General features: G+C 71.4%; 16 protein-coding genes. 10 read left to right on the forward strand and 6 right to left on the reverse strand.

The window, feature by feature from the left end; translation table 11 throughout:
* Positions 1–9 precede the first annotated feature (9 nt).
* Positions 10–972: an IS110 family transposase gene (locus VPH43_RS12735; RefSeq protein ID WP_328578256.1), complete on the reverse strand. Its 963-nt coding sequence runs from the start codon at positions 970–972 to the stop codon at positions 10–12.
* Between the two features lie 671 nt (positions 973–1,643).
* On the opposite strand from VPH43_RS12735, the gene VPH43_RS12740 reads away from it, so the two are divergent.
* Positions 1,644–2,399 (forward strand): pseudouridine synthase, encoded by a 756-nt coding sequence (locus VPH43_RS12740; protein ID WP_442909280.1) that lies wholly within the window; start codon positions 1,644–1,646, stop codon positions 2,397–2,399.
* Between the two features lie 30 nt (positions 2,400–2,429).
* Here VPH43_RS12740 and VPH43_RS12745 read toward each other — a convergent pair whose 3' ends face one another.
* Positions 2,430–3,737: a response regulator gene (locus VPH43_RS12745; protein ID WP_328578079.1), complete on the reverse strand. Its 1,308-nt coding sequence runs from the start codon at positions 3,735–3,737 to the stop codon at positions 2,430–2,432.
* Positions 3,738–3,898: 161 nt separating this feature from the next.
* Here VPH43_RS12745 and VPH43_RS12750 point away from each other — a divergent pair, with 161 nt between their 5' ends.
* From VPH43_RS12750 to VPH43_RS12790, 9 genes are all read left to right on the forward strand, one after another.
* Positions 3,899–5,131: a multidrug effflux MFS transporter gene (locus VPH43_RS12750; protein WP_328578080.1), complete on the forward strand. Its 1,233-nt coding sequence runs from the start codon at positions 3,899–3,901 to the stop codon at positions 5,129–5,131.
* Complete coding sequence (gene miaA / locus VPH43_RS12755) at positions 5,128–6,087, forward strand: tRNA (adenosine(37)-N6)-dimethylallyltransferase MiaA (RefSeq protein ID WP_328578081.1); 960 nt, start codon at positions 5,128–5,130, stop codon at positions 6,085–6,087. The genes VPH43_RS12750 and miaA overlap by 4 nt, the downstream gene beginning before the upstream one ends.
* Before the next feature lie 69 nt (positions 6,088–6,156).
* Positions 6,157–6,741 carry a PEP-CTERM sorting domain-containing protein gene (locus VPH43_RS12760; RefSeq protein WP_328578082.1) on the forward strand — a complete coding sequence of 195 codons (585 nt, stop codon included), beginning with the start codon at positions 6,157–6,159 and terminating at the stop codon, positions 6,739–6,741.
* A gap of 33 nt (positions 6,742–6,774) precedes the next feature.
* A complete protein-coding gene (locus VPH43_RS12765; RefSeq protein WP_328578083.1) occupies positions 6,775–7,434 on the forward strand; it encodes an ABC transporter ATP-binding protein in 660 nt (219 codons plus the stop codon).
* Entirely contained in the window at positions 7,431–9,941 is a 2,511-nt protein-coding gene (locus VPH43_RS12770) for an ABC transporter permease (protein ID WP_328578084.1), read from the forward strand. Before VPH43_RS12765 ends, VPH43_RS12770 begins: the two co-directional genes overlap by 4 nt.
* Positions 9,941–11,029: a lipocalin-like domain-containing protein gene (locus VPH43_RS12775; protein WP_328578085.1), complete on the forward strand. Its 1,089-nt coding sequence runs from the start codon at positions 9,941–9,943 to the stop codon at positions 11,027–11,029. The genes VPH43_RS12770 and VPH43_RS12775 overlap by 1 nt, the downstream gene beginning before the upstream one ends.
* A 140-nt stretch (positions 11,030–11,169) precedes the next feature.
* Entirely contained in the window at positions 11,170–11,805 is a 636-nt protein-coding gene (locus VPH43_RS12780) for a lipocalin family protein (protein ID WP_328578086.1), read from the forward strand.
* A 20-nt stretch (positions 11,806–11,825) separates the two neighbouring features.
* Positions 11,826–12,275 carry a BON domain-containing protein gene (locus tag VPH43_RS12785; RefSeq protein ID WP_328578087.1) on the forward strand — a complete coding sequence of 150 codons (450 nt, stop codon included), beginning with the start codon at positions 11,826–11,828 and terminating at the stop codon, positions 12,273–12,275.
* Between the two features lie 163 nt (positions 12,276–12,438).
* A complete protein-coding gene (locus tag VPH43_RS12790; RefSeq protein ID WP_328578088.1) occupies positions 12,439–13,653 on the forward strand; it encodes an MFS transporter in 1,215 nt (404 codons plus the stop codon).
* On the opposite strand, the gene VPH43_RS12795 is transcribed toward VPH43_RS12790, so the two are convergent.
* The 4 genes from VPH43_RS12795 to VPH43_RS12810 all read right to left on the reverse strand — a co-directional run bounded on the left by VPH43_RS12795 (position 13,650) and on the right by VPH43_RS12810 (position 18,194).
* Positions 13,650–14,111 (reverse strand): metallophosphoesterase family protein, encoded by a 462-nt coding sequence (locus VPH43_RS12795; protein ID WP_328578089.1) that lies wholly within the window; start codon positions 14,109–14,111, stop codon positions 13,650–13,652. The two genes, VPH43_RS12790 and VPH43_RS12795, sit on opposite strands and share 4 nt — an antisense overlap.
* Before the next feature lie 72 nt (positions 14,112–14,183).
* Positions 14,184–15,305: a YbdK family carboxylate-amine ligase gene (locus tag VPH43_RS12800; RefSeq protein ID WP_328578090.1), complete on the reverse strand. Its 1,122-nt coding sequence runs from the start codon at positions 15,303–15,305 to the stop codon at positions 14,184–14,186.
* A gap of 66 nt (positions 15,306–15,371) precedes the next feature.
* Positions 15,372–16,580, reverse strand: a complete 1,209-nt coding sequence (locus VPH43_RS12805) for a cation:proton antiporter domain-containing protein (protein ID WP_328578091.1) — start codon at positions 16,578–16,580, stop codon at positions 15,372–15,374.
* Positions 16,581–16,667: 87 nt separating this feature from the next.
* On the reverse strand, positions 16,668–18,194 hold the full coding sequence (locus VPH43_RS12810) for a S10 family peptidase (protein WP_328578092.1): 1,527 nt from the start codon (positions 18,192–18,194) through the stop codon (positions 16,668–16,670).
* Positions 18,195–18,200 lie beyond the last annotated feature (6 nt).

Raw genomic sequence — 18,200 nt, forward strand, 5'->3', positions numbered from 1 at the left:
TCTTTCGAGTCAAGCGCCGAGAAGCGATTTGTCCCAGGGTTTGTTGGTTTTGACCATGGCGTTGAGCGTGGTCAGGAGCTTGCGCATGCAGGCCACCAGCGCGACCTTGGTCAGCTTGCCGGCGGCCTTGAGGCGGTTGTAGAAGGCCTTGATGGCCGGGTTGTGGCGTGCGGCGGTCAGTGTGGCCATGTAGAGCACGCGTCGGATCTCGAAGCGTCCGCCCTGCACCCGTCGTCGGCCTCTGGAGTTGCCGGAATCGTTCGCCATAGGCGCCACACCCACCAGCGCCGCGATCTCGCGGCGATTGAGCTTGCCCAATTCGGGCAGTTCGGCGATCAGGGTGGCGCTGGCCACCGGCCCGATGCCGCTGGCCGAACGCAGCAGCTTGTCCAGGTCCTGGAAGTGTGTCTGCACGTGGCTGACCATCTGTGCCTCCACCTCATCAAGCTGCTTGCGGATCGCCTCGATCATGGCCTCGATGCTCGGACGCACGACCGCGATGGCCAGTTGCATGCGCTGGCGCTCGGACAGCAGCATGCTCAACAGCTGGCGTCTGCGCGTGACCAGCGCAGCCAGGGCCTGCTGATCGGAGTCGGCCATGGGCCGCAGCAGGCTGGCCAGGTCATCGCGTCGCAGCAGCGTCGCGGCGAACTCCGCGAGCATGCGCGCGTCGATGGTGTCGGTCTTGGCCAGACGCCCCATCGCCTTGGCAAAGTCGCGCGCCTGGCGCGGATTGACCACCGCCACGGGCAAGCCCGCAGCCTGCAGCGCGCAGGCCAGCACCGCCTCGTAGCCGCCGGTGGCCTCCATCACCACCAGCGCCACGCCCAACGGCTTCAAGGCTGCCGCCAGTGCCGAGTGCGCCTCGGCCTCGTTGTCAAAACGTTGGGCATCGAACTTCGCGCCCAACACCGAGACATCCACGTGTGCCTTGGCCACGTCGATGCCTACCACCACTGAGGAAGCAGACATGGTCAACAGATCCCTTGCTTGTGCATGCGCTCTCGGACAGGCCGGTGCGCGTAACCGTTCGGGCTTCAGGTTGACCAGCACGGTAGCCGTGCGCTATTGACTCAGTCACGGGCTTCGAAGCCCAAGCGCGTACCAGGCTGCACGGTCCGGTCTGGCCGCCTCAACGGCGCTCAGACTCTACCGTGCTGGTCTGGTCTAGAACATACAAGCGCTCTCCGGCGGCATGCCACCGCACCCTGGCGTGGTCCAATTGCGCCATGAACGCACCGCGCCCCAAGCTTTCCGTGAAGACCGGTGCACCGGCCCGCGACCCGCGCCGCCGTTCGGTGCGCCCGGGTGCGCCGCGTGCGCCGGCTGTCGCCGCACCGCCCGAACCGCCTCGCACCGACGCCCGCCCGCCCGCGCGCCCGCGCAAGCCGGCCGACAAGCCGCCACTGGGTGACCGCACCGCACGCGCAGACACCGCACAGCGCGGTGAGCCGCGCCCGCAACGCGGCGCGCCTGCCACACCGTCCCGGCCCCCCCGGCCGGAGGCCCCGCGGCCACAGGCACCTCGGCGTGATGCGCCCCGCCCTCCTGCATCACGCCCTGACAACCCCCGCACCGAGGCAGAGCGCCCGCGCCGTGTAGAACGTGCACAGGCCCCCATCGCGCCGTCCGCACCGCGCGTGGTGCGCGACCCTGGCACCGAAGGGATCCGCCTGTCCAAGCATCTGTCCGACCAGGGCATGGCCTCGCGCCGCGAGGCCGACGACTGGATCGCCGCCGGCTGGGTGCGGGTGGACGGCAAGGTCGCCGTGCTGGGCCAGCGCGTATTGCCGCAGCAGCGCATCGACATCGACCCCGCCGCGCGCAGCCACCAGTCGCAGCAGGTGACCATCCTGCTGCACAAGCCGATCGGTTATGTCAGCGGCCAGGCCGAGGACGGGCATGAGCCCGCGGTCGTGCTGGTCACGGCGGAGAACCACTGGAGCGCCGACCCCTCGCGCTTCCGTTTCAACCCGGGCCACCTGCGCGGCCTGGCGCCCGCCGGCCGGCTGGACATCGATTCCACCGGCCTGCTGGTGCTCACCCAGGACGGCCGCATCGCGCGCCACCTGATCGGCGAGGACTCGCGGGTGGAAAAGGAATACCTGGTGCGTGTGGAGCCGCTCGCCGAAGGCTCGGTGCGCGAGGACGCGATCGCCCTGCTCAACCACGGCCTGGAGCTCGACGGCCAGCCGCTGAAGCCCGCCAAGGTGAGCTGGCAGAACGAAGAGCAGCTGCGCTTCGTTCTGCGTGAGGGCAAGAAGCGGCAGATCCGCCGCATGTGCGAGCTGGTGGGCTACAAGGTGCTGGCCCTCAAGCGCGTGCGCATCGGCAGCGTGGTGCTGGGCCAGCTGCCGGTGGGGCAGTGGCGCTACCTGGGCGTGCACGAGCGGTTCTGAATACCCCTGCGCGGCAGGGGTGCGCGGCCCTCAATGGGTGTGGGCGCTGGCCGCCTGGCGCAGGCGCGCCAGCCAGGCCTGCGGGTCCGCGGTCTTGTCCAGGCAGTCGTCGAAGCCCGCCGCCTTGGCATGGCGGATCCAGGCGTCGTTGAGTGTCATGCCACTCATCATCAACAGCGTCATGGCCTGGGGCGCATGCACCGCGCGCAGGCGGCGCGCCGTTTCCAGGCCTGACAGCCGGGGCATGTGGATGTCCAGCAGCACCACCTGCGGGCGCCAGTGCTCGGCGATCTCCACCGCCTGCTCGCCATCGGCTGCGGTGCGCACCTCGTAGCCCTCGCTCTCCAGCAGCTCCACGAAGGACTCGCGCACCAGGTGGTTGTCGTCGGCCACCAGCACGCGGCGAGCGGGGCCGGCTGCACTGTCGACGCCAGTGTCGCCGTCCAGGGCCGGCAAGGGCAGCTGCGGGTCCAGCGCCGGCGCCACCCCTTCCAGAGCCGCGGGCGGCGGCGCGCCACGCGTCAGGTCGGCCAGTTCATCGATCAGCCGGGCCAGTTGCGTCACCTGGCGCGACATGATGGAGCGGGCGCGCTCCATCAGCCCGGGGTCCGCCGCGGCGCGGCCGAGCAGCTCGATCGCATTGCGCAGCGGCGCCAGCGGATTGCGCAGCTCATGCGCCAGGCTGGAGAGAAAGTCGTCGTTGTGGCGGTCCTGGTGGCGGCGCTGGCGCTCGCGCCGTGCATGGTCCAGCACCACGGCCACCGTGTGCACGATCTCGCGCGCCACCGCCTGGTCCGCGGCCGCGGGCAGCCCGCTTTCACGCCGGTACAAGGTGAGCACGCCCAGCGGCCGCCGTTCCGACGACAACACCGGCACCGACCAGCAGGCACGCAGCCCATGAGCCAGCGCCAGGGTGCGGAAGGCCGGCCAGTCGCTACCGGCGCGCTCCAGGTCCTCGGCACCTGCTGCAGTGAGCTTGCTGATCGCCTCGAAGCACGGGCCCGCGGGCGGGCCGGCCTGCACGCCGTCCAGCGCGCGCTGGAAGCCTTCGGGCAGGGAGCCTCCAGCGCCTTCATGCAGTTGCTCGCCGTCGTCGTCCACCCAGAGGATGGAGGCCAGGGTGCCGGCCGCGCACTGCACCTCCGCCGTGCGCGCCAGCACGCCCAGCACCGCGCCCAGCGGCGCACCCGTGAGCGCGAGCTCCAGCGCCTCTTTCTGGCCGGCCCAGACCCCATCGGCGCGGCGCCGCAGCGGCCGACCGTCCGGCACGAGAGGGTCCGCCCGGCTGGCGAGCGCTTGCGCGCTCCCCGGCTCGACCGGTTTCGGTGGGTGCTCCATGCCGTGCTCGTTCACTCCCTGGTGCCTGCCTTGTCGGTCGGCAGTGCGGTCTCGTCAGGCCACGCCCTCATGGCGGCCGGGCCCTACACCGGCGCCCGACGCCAGCAGACGGCAATCAGTATGCCCGGCGTTGCCGGCAGCGCCCCTGGTACCCTCCTTCGATGGACCGGGCTTCAATTTCCACCACCCGCGCGGCGCTGGCGCTGGCCCTGCTGCTGGGCCTGCAGCCGCTGACCACCGACCTCTACCTGCCGGCGCTCCCGACCATCGCGCGCGAGTTGCAGGCGCCCATGGCGGCCACCCAGCTCACGATGTCGGCGCTCATCCTCGGCTTCGGGCTGGCGCAGCTGGCCTGGGGGCCGGTTGCCGACCGCTTCGGGCGCCGGCCGGTGTTGCTGATCGGCCTGGCGCTGTACACCACGGCCAGCGTGCTGTGCGCCCTGGCCGCCGACATCGGCGTGCTGATCCTGGGCCGCACGCTGCAGGGCGCCTGCCTGGCCGCCATGGTGGTGTGCGGCCGCGCCATGGTGCGCGACCTCTACGAACCGCGCGACGGCGCGCATGTCATGTCGCGCGGCATGACCGGGCTGGGGCTCATCGCCATCGGCGCGCCGGCGCTGGGCGGGCTGCTCACCGGGCTGTGGGGCTGGCGTGCGCCGCTGGCGGCCGTGGCCGCCGTGGGCATCGGCATCGGCCTTTTTGTCTGGCGCTTTCTGCCGGAGACCCTGCCGCGCCGCAACCCGCAGGCGCTGCGGATCGGCCCCCTGGCGGCGCAGGCGCGCAGGGTGCTGGGCCATCCGACCTTCGTGGCCTGGGCAGCGCTGAGCGCGGCGACCTACGGCGGCCTGTTCACCATCCTGGCCGCTTCGTCCTTCGTGTACATCGGCGTGCTGGGGTTGTCGCCGGCGGCCTATGGGCTGGCGATGGCCACCGGTTCGCTGTCCTACCTGGTGGGCACGGTGCTGTGCCGGCGCTGGCTGCCGCGGCTGGGCCTGGCCGGCACGGTGCGGCGCGGCGCCAGCTTCACCCTCGCGGGCGGGCTGGGCATGGCGGCGCTGGCACTGGCCGGCGTGCAGTCGGTCTGGGCCCTGGTGCTGCCGCAGGCGCTCTACACCTTCGGCCACGGCATCCACCAGCCCTGCGGCCAGACCGGCGCGGTCGGGCCCTTCCCGCAGGCCGCCGGCGTGGCGGCTGCGCTGGCCGGTTGCCTGCTGGCGCTGACCGCCTTCTGCGTCGGCCTGTGGCTGGGCCAGGCGCTGGACGGCACGGTGCGCCCGCTGGCGCTGGGGGTGGCTGGCTGGTCCGTCGTCACGGCCGGCATCGCGTGGACGCTGGTGCGCCGGCATGGCGAGGCCTCCGCCGTACCCGCCCAGGCCGCGGGCGACGTGGCGTGAGCGCGGGCGGCGTGCAGTGGCTGGGGCTGGCCGGCCCCACCGCCTCCGGCAAGAGCGCGGCCTCGCTCGCCCTGGCGCGCACGCTGGGGCGGCCGGTGGAAATCGTCAGCGTGGATTCCGCGCTGGTGTACCGCGGCATGGACATCGGCACGGCCAAGCCCACGCGCGCGGAGCTCGCCGCCGTGCCGCATCACCTGATCGACATCCTGGACCCGCGCGACAGCTACTCGGCGGCGCAGTTCTGCGCCGATGCCCGGCGCCTGGTGGCCGAGATCCAGGCGCGTGGCGCGCTGCCGCTGCTGGTGGGCGGGACCATGCTGTACTTCAAGGCCCTGCTGGACGGCCTGGACGAAATGCCGCCGGCCGACCCTGCCGTGCGCGCCGAGCTCGATGCGCAGGCCGCCGGGCGCGGCTGGCCGGCGCTGCATGCCGAGCTTGCGCTCGTGGACCCCGCCACCGCCGCACGCCTGGCGCCCAACGATGCCCAGCGTATCCAGCGCGCGCTGGAGGTGTGGCGCAGCACCGGGCGCCCGATCTCCAGCTTCCACGGCCAGCGCACCACCCCCGACAGCCGCGACAGCACGCCGCTGGTCAGCCTGGAGCCGGCCTCGCGCGCCTGGCTGCACGAGCGCATCGCCCAGCGCTTCGACGCCATGCTGGCCGCCGGCCTGGTGGACGAGGTGAAGGCCCTGCGCGCGCGCGGCGACCTGCATGCCGGGTTGCCGTCCATGCGCTGCGTGGGCTACCGCCAGGCCTGGGAGGCGCTGGACAGCGGCGACCTGCAGCCGCTGCGCGAGCGCGGCATCGCCGCCACCCGGCAGCTTGCCAAGCGCCAGCTCACCTGGCTGCGCAGCATGCCGCAGCGCCATGTGGTGGCTTGCGATGCGCCGGACGCTGTGCAGCAGGTGCTCGCGGTGGCCGCCCGCTGCCTCGCCACCCCCGGGAACGCGGGATGACGGCTTGAGCCCGCGTGACTAAATTGGCCCGTGACGCCGCTCTGGCGCCGCGCCGTCTGGGGAGATGCCATGAACGCATTCATCCGCACCGCAGCACTGCTGGCTTGCGCCGGCGTCGTCCAGGTGGCGCAAGCCGCCGCCCCGTCGGCCACCTCGCTGACACCCGGCTTCAGCTTCCAGGCCTACACCGGCGCGGCGCCCGTCGGCGAGGGCAGCGTGGACACTCGCGACACCCTGTTCTTCATCGACGAGCAGGCAGCGGCCGGCCTCAAGTCCTGGTACATCTTCTTCGACCCCAAGGGGCCGCAGATCGTGGACGCGGTGCTCACCTTCGACCGCCCCATCGTCGACGTGTTCACTACCCGCGCCCAGCTGGACGGCAGCAATGCCACCTATGGCATCGACGTGGACGGCGACTCGGTGATGAACGACTACGGCACCCACCGCTTCATCGGCCTGGAGCCGTCCCAGGTGCCGTTCGGCGACAGCATCACCTGGACGGCGGGCAGCAACACTGTGCACCTGCGCTTCGACGCCCTCGATCCGGGCGACCACGTCCGCGTGCTGGTGGCCGTGCCCGAACCTTCCAGCCATGCGCTCCTCGCCGCCGGCCTGGGGCTGCTCGCTTACCTGGCGGCGCGCCGCCGCCGCTGAACCGCGCGATGTCAGCCAGCGCCGCATGATCCAATGCGGCGCATGTTGCGGCTGACCGATCTCCACAAGCACTACGACGGCCGCCCGGTCTTTTCCCATGTGAGCCTGGACGCCGCACCCGGCGAGGTGGTGGCGCTGCTGGGTGATTCGGGCGTGGGCAAGTCCACCCTGCTCAACGGCATCGCCGGCCTGGACCGGCTGGACCGTGGCGAGGTGATGCTCGGCGGCACCGCGGTGCACAGGCTCGACGAACCTGCACTCGCGCTGTGGCGGCGCCACCAGGTGGGCTTTGTCTTCCAGGCCTTCCACGTGCTGCCGCACCTGGACGTGGCGCACAACGTGGCGCTGCCCCTGCTGCTGCAGCGCCGCCCCGACGCCGCGCGGGTGCAGCAGGTGCTGGACGCGGTGGGCCTGGGTGACCTGGGCAAGCGCGCACCGCGCACCCTGTCGGGCGGGCAGCTGCAGCGCGTGGCCATTGCGCGCGCGCTGGTGCACCGGCCGGCGCTGGTACTGGCCGACGAGCCCACCGGCAACCTGGACCCCGACACCGCGGCCCGCGTGCTGGATGTGCTGCTGCAGCAGGTGCGCAGCGAGGGCACGATCTGCCTGCTGGTGACGCATTCGCCGGTGGCCGCCGCCCGCGCCGACCGCGTGCTGCGGCTCAACCGCGACGGGCTGGCCCCGGCACGATGAGGGCGCTGCTCGCCACACTGAGCTGGCCCGAGTGGCGGGCGCATCCGTGGCGCCAGGGTGTGGCGCTGCTCGCGCTGGCGCTGGGCGTGGCGCTGGGGTTGTCCGTGCACTTGATCAATGCCTCGGCGCTGGCCGAGTTCGGCACCGCGACGCGCGCGCTCAACGGCACACCGGACTTCGAGCTGCGCGCGGTGGACGCCGGGGCCTTTGGCGGTGGCGGCTTCGACGAGGCGCTGTATGCGCGGGTCGCAGCCCATCCGCACGTCGCCGTCGCCAGCCCGGTGATCGAGGCCCGTGCGAGTGCCACCGGGGCCGACGGCAAGCCGGTGGAACTGCGCGTACTGGGCGTGGACGCTTTTGTGGTGGGCGCCGTGGCGCCCGGCCTCATGCCGCAGCCGGACCCGGCAGCCGAACGCCTGAGCCTGGTTTCACCCGATGCGGTGTTCCTCAACCCGGCCGCGCGGCGTCTGCTGGCGCGGGACGGCCAGCTCAGCCTGCAGGCGCGCGCAGGCCGGGTCGCCTTGACGCCGGCGGGCAGCGTCGCAGCCGCCGGCCCACCGCTGGTGGTGTTGGACATCGCGGGAGCGCAGGCGCTGTTCGGCCAACCGGGGCGCATCCACCGCATCGATGTGCAGCTGCGCGCAGGCGCCGACCGCGCACGGGTGCTCGCCGACCTGCAGCTGCCGGTGCAGGTGCGGGTGGCCCAGCCGGACGAAGCCCAGGACCGCATGGCGAACTTCTCGCGGGCGTACCGGGTGAACCTGACGGTGCTGTCGCTGGTGGCCCTGTTCACCGGCGCCTTCCTGGTGTTTTCGGTGCAGGCGCTGGCGGTGGCGCGCCGGGTGCCGCAGTTTGCGCTGCTGGGCGTGTTGGGGCTGTCGGCCGCGGAGCGGCGCCGGCTGGTGCTGGCCGAGGGTGCCCTGCTGGGCCTGGCTGGCAGTGCGCTCGGGCTGTTGCTGGGAGCGGGCCTGGCGGCGGCGGCCCTGCGCGTGCTGGGGGCTGACCTGGGTGGAGGCTACTTCCAGGGGCTGGCGCCCACGCTGCACTGGGACTGGAGCGCCGCGCTGGTCTATGGTGCGCTCGGCGTGGCCGCCGCCTTGCTGGGCGCCTGGGTGCCGGCACGCCAGGCCGAGCAGCTGGCGCCGGCGCAGGCGCTCAAGGGCCTGGGGCTGGAGGCCGGCCGCCACCTGCCGGGCTGGGCCGGGCCACTGCTGCTGGTGCTGGCGGTCGGCCTGTCGCTGCTGCCGCCGATGGCGGAGCTGCCGGTGGCGGCCTACCTCGGCGTGGCGCTGGGCCTGCTGGGCGGCATCCTCTGCGTGCCGGCGGGCGTGGCCTTGCTCGCCCACCTGCTGCCCACGCCCCGCAGTGCGCTCGCCCTGCTGGCGGTGGAGCGCGCGCGCGAGCAGCGGGCCCAGGCCAGCGTGGCCGTGGCCGGCGTGGTGGCGTCGCTGAGCCTCGGCGTGGCGCTGACCGTGATGGTGGGCAGCTTCCGCACCGCGCTGGACGAATGGTTGCAGCAGTTGCTCCCGGCGGACCTGTATGTGCGCAGTGCCAGTGGCGCGGACCTCGCGGTGCTGCCCCCTGCCCTGGCCGCCGAGGCCGCCACGCTGCCCGGTGTGGCCCGGGTGCAGGCGCAGCGGGTGAGTGCGCTGTCACTCGACCCGCACCGCCCGGCGGTGATGCTGCTGGCCCGGCCGCTGCCCGAGGACCCCGCCCGGGCGCTGCCGCTGGTGGGCCCGTTGGTGCCGGCCGAGGCGGGCAGCGTGCCGGTGTTTGCCAGCGAAGCCTTTGCCAGCCTGTACGAGGCACCCGCCGGCAAGACGGTGCAGCTGCCGCTCGGCGCGCAGGGGCACCAGCCGGTGCAGGTGCGTGGTGTGTGGCGCGACTACGCCCGCCAGCATGGCGCGGTGCTGATGGCCCTGGACGACTACCGCCGCCTCACCGGCGACATGAGCGTCACGGACCTGGCACTGTGGCTGGGACCGGGTGCCGACATCGCGGCGGTGGAAACCGGCCTGCGCCGCGCCGCCGGCGATGCGCCGCTGGCGCTGGCCACCACCGCCGAGCTGCGGGGCATGTCGATGCGGCTGTTCGACCGCAGCTTCGCCGTCACCACCTACCTGCAGGCAGTGGCCATCGCGATCGGCCTGGTCGGCATTGCCGCCAGCTTCTCCGCCCAGGTGCTGGCACGCCGCAAGGAATTCGGCATGCTGGCCCACCTGGGCGTGACCCGGCGCGAGGTGCTGACGCTGGTGGCCGCCGAAGGCGCGGTGTGGACCGGCGCCGGCGCGCTGCTGGGTCTGCTGCTGGGCCTGGGCGTGAGCGTGGTGCTGGTGCATGTGGTCAACCCGCAGAGTTTTCACTGGACCATGGAGATGACGGTGCCCGTGGCGCGCCTGGCCGCCCTGTGCGGCGCCGTGCTCGCGGCCGGCACCCTCACCGCGGCCCTGGCCGGCCGGGCCGCCGCGGGACGCGACGTGGCACTGGCGGTGAAGGAGGACTGGTGATGAAGCGGCGCCACTGGCTGCTGTATGCGCTGGCCGCGCGCCCGCTGTGCACGGCCGCCGCGGTGGACGATGCACAGGGGGTGACGCGGCGGGCGCTCGCCTTCCCGCGCGACCACGGCGCCCACCCCGAGACCCGCACCGAGTGGTGGTATGTCACCGGCCGCCTGCAGGCCGAACGCAGCGCCGACGTGTTCGGTTTCCAGGTCACCTTCTTCCGCTCGCGCACCGACGTGCCGGCTGACCACCCGAGCCGCTTTGCCGCGCGCCAGCTGCTGTTCGCACACGCTGCACTCAGCGACCTGCCGCTGCGCCGACTGCGCCATGACCAGCGCATCGCACGCGAAGGCTTCGGCATTGCGCAGGCCGCGCGCGAGGACACGGGGCTGGTGCTGCGCGATTGGAAACTCTCGCGCCAGGCCGCCGGCCGCTACCGCGCCGAGGTGGCCAGCGACTCCGCCGGCTTCGCCTTGCGGCTGGACCTCACGCCCACGCAGCCGCTGCTGCTGCAAGGCGACGCTGGTTACTCCCGCAAGGGGCCGCTCGAAACACAAGCCAGCCACTACTACAGCCAGCCGCAGCTTCAGGTGGCCGGCGAGCTGCGCCGCGACGGCCGCACCCAGGCCGTGGCCGGCACCGCCTGGCTGGACCACGAATGGAGCGACACCCTGATGCCGCCCGACGCTGTCGGCTGGGACTGGATCGGCATGAACCTGGACGATGGCGGCGCGCTCACCGCGTTTCGCCTGCGCCGCCCGGAGGGCAGCGGCCTGTGGAGCGGCGGCAGCCTGCGCCGCCCCGGCGCCGCGGCGCAGGCCTTCGAAGGCCCGCAGGCGGTGCGCTTCACACCGCTGCGGCACTGGACCAGCCCCGCCAGCGGCGTGACCTATCCGGTGCAGTGGCGGGTGGAGTCCCCCGCGGGCAGCCATGAGGTGCGTGCGCTGCTGGACGCGCAGGAGCTGGACAGCCGGGCCAGCACCGGCAGCATCTACTGGGAAGGCCTGTCCGAACTGGTCGACGCCAACACCGGCCGGCGCCTGGGCCAGGGGTACCTCGAGATGACCGGCTACGCGGGCGCGTTGCGGCTCTAGCGGGCGGTGTAGGCATCGCCCTGCACCGGGTTGCGCTGGCTGCTGGCAGCCGCGACAAGGGGGTTTCCCTAAAGTTCCCTCATCGCAGCCCGGGAGTTTCCCGGTGCTCGCCCGACCCGACAAACACGACAGGACCTTGTTTGAACGCCGCACCCTGGATCACCGCTGCCGCCCTGCTGCTCACCTGCGCCTCGCAGGCCGCGGCGCCGGTGACGCCAGTGCGCAGCATGGACCCGCAGCGCCTGGCCGGCACCTGGTACGAGGTGGCCCGGCTGCCCGACCTGCGGCAGGCCACGTGCGCCAGCGACGTCACCGCGCATTTCGAGCTGCGCCAGGGCGACCGGCTCAAGGTCACTCAGACCTGCCGCACGCCCACCGGCCGGCTGGAGACCGACGTAGGCCTGGCGCGGCCCGACACGCAGGACGTGCGCCACGCCGCGCGCTGGAAGGTCTCCTTCCTGCCCCGCTGGCTGCAATGGCTGCCGGTGGGCCAGGGCGACCTGTGGGTCGTGATGCTGGACCCCGCTTACCGTTTTGCAGTGATCAGCGAACCGACACGCCAGCACCTGTGGGTGATGTCGCGCTCGCCGAAGCTGCCGGCCGAGGACCTCGGCCGCATCGTGGACCGGCTCACCGCCGATGGCTATCCGACGCGGCAGCTCACGCTGACGCGCCAGTCCGCCGTCGTGCGGGAGATCGGTCCGGACCAGGCCGTGCCCTTCACGGGTCGGCCGCGGCTGATCGTGCGGCAGGCCGCCGCGCGCAACGCCGCTTAACCGTGAAAGGAGCTCTCACCATGAAGCAAGAACTCAACACCCTGACCCGCCCCGCCGCCCTGGCGGCCGCCATCGCCATGGCCTTCTCGCTGGCCGCCTGCAACCGCGCTGGCGACGACCGCACCGCCGGCCAGAAGGTGGACGCCGCCGTCGAGCAGACCCGCTCGGCCACCGACAACGCCAAGCAAGAGGCCAGCACCGCCGCCACCGACATCAAGAACGACACCAAGGCCGTGGCCAACGAGGCCAGCGACAAGGTGGCCGACGCTGCCATCACCGCCTCGGTGAATGCCGACCTGGCCAAGGACAGCGACCTGTCGGCCCTGAAGATCAACGTGGACACCAACAACGGCCACGTCACCCTGCACGGCAGCGCCCCCAGCGAGGAGGCCAAGCAGCGCGCCACCAAGCTGGCGAGCAACGTCAAGGGTGTGACCAGCGTGGACAACGAGCTGTCGATCCAGAAGTGATCGGCTGACGATTCCGCGGACCGGTTCAGCCCCAGTGCGGCTGCGCAGGTGCGGTGCGGCGTGGCGCCCAGCGGCCCACGCCGTTTTTCATGGGCGCCCGGGCGCCACGTGACGGGTTGCCTGTGTGCGACCATCGCCTGCGACACCGCACGCGCTTCCCGCCTTGACCGCTTCCGCCCTCTTCGCCCACCCCTCCTTCATTCGTTTCTGGGCCGGCCGGCTGGCCGGCACCATGGCCAGCCAGATGCTGATGGTGGCCGTGGGCTGGCAGATGTATGAACTCACCGGCAGCGCCTGGGACCTGGGCCTGGTGGGGCTGTACCAGTTCGTGCCCGCGCTGGCGCTCACGCTGGTGTCCGGCCATGTGGCCGACCGCTACGACCGCCGCCGCGTGGTGGCCGCGGCCCTCGCCTTGCAGACCCTGGCCGCCTTGCTGCTGGTGCTGGCCACCGGCCAGGGCTGGGCGAGCCGGTCGCTGATCCTGGGTGTGTCCTTCGGGCTGGGCGTGGCCAAGGCCTTCCAGATGACATCGCAGGCCGCGCTGGCGCCGCTGCTGGTGCCGGCGGCGCTGCTGCCACGTGCGCTCGCATTCAATTCCGCCGGCATGCAGGTGGCCATCATCGGTGGCCCGGCCTTGGGCGGCCTGATCTATGCGCTGGGCGCGGCAGTGGTGTACGCGGTGTGCGCGGCGCTGTTCGTCGCCGGCACCGTGCTGATGCTGAGCGTGCGGCACGAACACGCCCCCGGCCCGCGTGCGCCGGTGACACTGGACACGCTGTTCGCCGGCGTGCGCTTCATCTGGCAGCGGCCGGCGGTGCTGGGCGCGATCTCGCTGGACCTGTTCGCGGTGCTTCTGGGTGGCGCGACGGCGCTGCTGCCGATCTTTGCGCGCGACATCCTGCATGTGGGGCCCTGGGGCCTGGGCCTGCTGCGTGGCGCGCCGGCAGTGGGCGCGCTCGTGATGTCGGTGGTGCTGGCACGCTGGGCCATCCAGCGGCGCGTGGGCCATGTGTTGTTCGCTTCAGTGGCGGTCTATGGCATCGCCACACTGGTGTTCGGCGTGTCGACGGTCTTCTGGCTGTCCTTCGCGGCCTTGTTCGTGGCCGGTGCAGCCGACATGGTGAGCGTCGTGATCCGGCAGTCGCTGGTGCAGTTGGACACGCCCGACGAGATGCGTGGCCGTGTGAGTGCGGTGAACTCGGTATTCATCGGTGCGAGCAACCAGCTGGGTGAGTTCGAGTCCGGCGCCACCGCAGCGTTGCTGGGGCCAGTGGGCTCGGTGTTGCTGGGCGGCGCAGGCACCTTGCTGGTGGTGGTGCTGTGGATGCGCTGGTTCCCGCAGCTGGCGCAGCGGCAGCAGTTGACCGAGGCGCGTTAGATCGCCAGCGCAACGATGCGGGCCCGCACCAACGGGCCCTCCACGACCAGCTCCGCCACCGTCACCGGCAGCTTGAAGCGCCGCGGGCCGGCACTGCCCGGGTTGACGTAGAGCACACCATTGCGCTGCTGCACCAGCGGGCGATGCGAATGGCCTGACACGACCACGCGGATGCCCGCCGCGGCGGGGTCGATATCCAGCTCCTTGAGGTCATGGAGCACGTGCAACCGCCAGTCCGCCATCAGCACCGTTTCCGTGGCTGCGATCCCCTGGGCCCACGGCGCTCTGTCGTTGTTGCCACGCACCGCCGTCAGCGGCGCCAGCTCACGCAATGCCGCCAGGATTTGCGGCCCGCCGATGTCGCCGGCGTGGACGATGTGGTCACTGCCACGCAGGGCCTCCAGCGCCTGCGGGCGCAGCAGGCCATGGGTGTCGGAGATGAGGCCGATGCGCATCACAGGCGGTGCGTGCCATGCATCCGCTGGTGCAGCCTGCAGGCGCGCAAGCGCTGGACACCGCCCATCGCGCCCTCACCCGCCCTCGAAGCGCACGCACTGCTGGCGCACCACTTCGGGCAGGAACTGCTGTTCGCGCTGGATGTCGCGCAGCCAGGCCGCATCGCTGCCCAGCGGGTCGCGCAGCATGTCCAGCAGGTAGTGCAGGCCTTCCTCGGCGCCCAGCTCCACGGCATGCGCGCCCACGCGGTGGATGGTCTCGCGGATCAGCTCGCGCAGCGGCCGGTGTTCGGCGCTGATCGGGTCCACCACCTCGCCGTCCAGCCCGAAGCGGCAGGCCTGGAAGCGGTTGTAGGTGTAGACCAGGTAGTCGTCCTCCTGCGGCTGGAAGGGCCGCTCGGTCATCAGCCAGCGCGCCACGCACTGCAGGTACGACGCGATGGCTGCGGCCTTTTCCACCGTGAGCGGCGTGTCCATCACCCGCACCTCGATCGTGCCGAATTCGGGCTTGGGGCGGATGTCCCAGTAGAAGTCCTTCATCGAGGTGACCACGCCGGTGTGGTGCATCTTGTCGAAGAAGACCTTGAAATCATCCCAGGTGAGCAGGAACGGCGCACGGCCTGAGAGCGGAAACGCGAACACCGAATTGAGCCGCGCAGACTGGAAGCCGGTGTCATACCCCTGGATGTAGGGGCTGGAGGCCGACAGCGCGATCACATGCGGCACGAAGCGCGACATCGCGTGCAGCAGCCACAGCGCCTCGTCGGCATTCGGGCAGCCGATGTGCACATGCTGGCCGAACACGGTGAACTGCTTGGAGAGATAACCGTACAGCTCCGACACCTGGCGAAAGCGCGGTGTGTCAAAGATGCGGCGCCGGCTCCAGTCCTGGAAGGCATGCGTGCCGCCGCCGGCCAGGCGCAGGTCGAGCTGGCCGGCGCAATCGACCAGGGCATCGCGCACCTCGCGCAGCTGTTCGATCACCATCGCGTGGTTGGTGCAGATGCCCGTGGACAGCTCGATCATGCTGCTGGTGATCTCCGGCTTCACGTCGGCCATCAGCTTGCGCTTTTCGATCAGGCGCAGCAGGTCGGCGGCGCCGGAGGTGAGGTCGTAATCGTGCGAATTGACGATCTGCAGCTCCAACTCGACACCGAGCGTGAAGGAGTCGGAGGAGGCGAAGGTTTCTAGACTCATGGATGTTCGTTCGGGGTGCGGTGCGCTGCAAAGGCGTGGGCGGGCATCGAGCTCATGAAGACAGCCTCACGCATGAGCATCGGCCTCACCCGCGAAGCGCAATCCATACAGCAACACCAGCGGTCCCGCCAGCTCGACCAGTGCAATGGCGGCCAGCAGCAAAGGCATCAGCACCGCGCCCGGTTCCGGGTGCGCAGCCGCGAAGTCCAGCCCGATCAACCAGCCGGTCGCCGACAACGGCAAGGTGCCCGCCACCAGGCAGCCGGCCTGGCGCCATGACAGGCCGCTAGGGCGCGCAAGCACCGCCACCGCCACACCCTTGGCAGCCAGGCGCACCAGCAGCAGCACCGCTGCGATTCCACCGGCCAGCAGCACCATGTTGAGCGAGCCGGCCGAACTCACGGCCACGAACAGCACCAGCACCAGCACGCCGCCGGCGGTGCCGAAGTGGCGCGGCCACACCCAGGGCCGCTCGCTGCGGTTGCGCAGCCACAGGCCGGCCAGCAGCGGCACCAGCAAGGTGGACAGTTGCAGGGTCTTGGCGACCACCAGCGCCAGCAGCACGCAGCCCAGCAGCAGCACGGTGGAGTTTTCGTTGCGCAGGTCCAGGCGCCGCGCGATCGTCGCGATCGCGCTGCCCAACAAGGCGCCCAGCAGCAGCGAGCCGGCAAAGGACACCAGCGTGGGCAGCAGCGTGTGCTCCCAGCTCGCAGGTTCGCTGAGCACCAGCCCGGCGCTCAGCAGCTTGGCGGCCAGCAAGGCGTACAGCGTGTTGAGCGTGCTCAATACGATCAACCGCTCGGTCACCTGCCCCGCGGCACCCGACTCGCCCACCACCCGCAACACAACCGCGGGTGACACGCTCATCGCCACCACGGCAAAGGCGGCGGCCGCGCGCGATTCAATGCCCAGGAACAGGCCGGTGCTGTACACCGCGACGCCTGACAGCAGCGCTTCCAGCAGGCTGGTGGCCAGCAGGCGCTGGTTACGCCGCAGCCAGCGCAGGTTCACGCGCGCACCGGTCTCGAACAACAACAGGGCCAGCGCCACGTCGATCGCCAGCCGCAGCGACGGCTCGCTGCCCTTGGCGCCGATGTTGCCCACGGCCAGCACGCTGCCTATCGCGCAGTAGCCGATCAGGCGCGGCCAGCGCAGCAGGCGCCATGCGGCCTCGCCCAGCAGGGCAGCGAGCACGAGCAGCAGCGCCACACCCATCAAGGTGTCGGTGCGCAGCGCCCAGGGACGCGTGATCAGCGACCACAGCGCATCGGTCATTCAGAACCCCCTCGTGTTTGTTTAGGACCTGTTGACAGGTCCTCGGAGAAAACCGCGGAGGATGCGGCACTTGGCGTGCCTGAGGGGTCAGCGTGCGGTAACAGGCGCTTCAGCCCACCAGGCCGACAAATCGCGTTGCAGCTTTTTCAGGTCGGCCTCGCGGGTGTACATCATGTGGCCCGCCTCGTAGTAGTGGTGCGTGATGCGGCTGCGCACCTCGGGCGTGATGTCCAGCTGCGCGAGCGAATAGTCGCTGGCGCTGTAGGGCGTGCCCAGGTCGTAGTAGCCGCTGGCCACCAGCACGCGAAGGTGCGGGTTGCGGCGCAGCGCACGCGCCAGGTCGGCGCTGGTGCTGGCGAAGGCGTTGCCCTTGTCCTCGCCGCGGTTCCAGTTCCACTGCTTGTGCACGTCGAACGACAGGATCTCGTAGCGCCGGTCGGTCGGCAAGCCGAGCTCCGCGAAGTAGGCCTGCGCGGCCATGGTGTAGGGGCCGGCCAGGGCTTCGATGCCGGGATCGAACTCCCATTCGCGGCTGCGGCTGGCCGCCATCGGGCCGGTGACCCGCGCTTCCAGCCGGCCCACCATGCGGCCCTGGTCGCGCAGCAGCTCGAAGAAGAAGGTCTGGTCGCTGATGCGCAGGTTCTTTTCTTCCACCAGCGCGGGCTTCAGGCCGGTGAGCTCGGCCACACGGGCCACGATGCGGCGGCGCTCTTGTGCACCCAGCCGTGCGCCGGCGTGCAGGGCCTTGAGGTAGTCGTTGAGCACGAATTCCTCGGCGGCTGCGCGCGCGGCAGCGGGCGATTCGGCCTGGGGGCCCTGCAGCATGCCGTGGTACTGCGCCACGCAGGCAAAACCAGGCAGGAAGAGTTCATAGGGGAGATCGTTGCCAGGGGCGAACACCAGCGTCTGCAGGTCCATCGCGCAGGAGATCAGGATCAGGCCTGACAACGGCACGCCTTCGGTCTGCAGCTTGTCGGCCAGCGCGGCACCGCGCGTGGTGCCATAGCTCTCACCGGCCAGCAGCACCGGCGAGGCCCAGCGCTTGTGGCGGCTGAGCCAGTGGCGCACGGCTTCGGTGAGCGTGGCCACGTCGCCGTCCACGCTGAGCGCCTTCTTGCGCACGTCGTCGCTGGCGGCCACCGAATAGCCGGTGTGCGGCGGGTCCACGAACACCAGGTCGAAGTGCTCCAGCCAGGTCAAGGGGTTGTCCTGCACCGCATAGGGCGGGCGCGGCATGCTGCCGTCGTCCTCGATGCGCACGCGCTTGGGGCCGAGCGCCCCGAACTGCAGCCACACCGACGAAGAACCCGGCCCGCCGTTGAAGGCAAAACACACCGGCCGCTCGCCGGGCGTGGCGCCCTTGAGCAGGTAGGCGGTGGTGAAGATCGCACACTCCGCTTCGGCATGCGCACCCTCGATGCCGGCGGCATGCGTGGGCATGTAGGCGGCCGACACGGTGTAGTCCAAGGTACGGCCATCGGCCAGGCGCACGCTGGCGTCGTGCGTGACGGTGGCCTGCTGCAGCAGCCGGTCGACGAGCTCGCGCTGGCGCTTCCTGGCTTCTTCGGTGGCTGCGGGGGTGGCGTTCGCTTGTGGCGTCGTCGCTTCGCTCATGGCCGT

The organism is Ideonella sp. BN130291 (assembly GCF_036231905.1).
Taxonomy (GTDB): Bacteria; Pseudomonadota; Gammaproteobacteria; order Burkholderiales; family Burkholderiaceae_C; genus CAMLIZ01.

Excerpts from the sequence above, each read along its gene's own strand:
- VPH43_RS12785 (WP_328578087.1), top strand. The coding sequence starts at position 11,826 with ATGAAGCAAGAACTCAACACCCTGACCCGCCCCGCCGCCCTGGCGGCC.
- VPH43_RS12735 (WP_328578256.1), bottom strand. The coding sequence starts at position 972 with ATGTCTGCTTCCTCAGTGGTGGTAGGCATCGACGTGGCCAAGGCACAC.
- VPH43_RS12745 (WP_328578079.1), bottom strand. The coding sequence starts at position 3,737 with ATGGAGCACCCACCGAAACCGGTCGAGCCGGGGAGCGCGCAAGCGCTC.
- VPH43_RS12760 (WP_328578082.1), top strand. The coding sequence starts at position 6,157 with ATGAACGCATTCATCCGCACCGCAGCACTGCTGGCTTGCGCCGGCGTC.
- VPH43_RS12800 (WP_328578090.1), bottom strand. The coding sequence starts at position 15,305 with ATGAGTCTAGAAACCTTCGCCTCCTCCGACTCCTTCACGCTCGGTGTC.
- VPH43_RS12750 (WP_328578080.1), top strand. The coding sequence starts at position 3,899 with ATGGACCGGGCTTCAATTTCCACCACCCGCGCGGCGCTGGCGCTGGCC.
- VPH43_RS12810 (WP_328578092.1), bottom strand. The coding sequence starts at position 18,194 with ATGAGCGAAGCGACGACGCCACAAGCGAACGCCACCCCCGCAGCCACC.
- VPH43_RS12770 (WP_328578084.1), top strand. The coding sequence starts at position 7,431 with ATGAGGGCGCTGCTCGCCACACTGAGCTGGCCCGAGTGGCGGGCGCAT.
- VPH43_RS12805 (WP_328578091.1), bottom strand. The coding sequence starts at position 16,580 with ATGACCGATGCGCTGTGGTCGCTGATCACGCGTCCCTGGGCGCTGCGC.
- VPH43_RS12765 (WP_328578083.1), top strand. The coding sequence starts at position 6,775 with ATGCGGCGCATGTTGCGGCTGACCGATCTCCACAAGCACTACGACGGC.
- VPH43_RS12775 (WP_328578085.1), top strand. The coding sequence starts at position 9,941 with ATGAAGCGGCGCCACTGGCTGCTGTATGCGCTGGCCGCGCGCCCGCTG.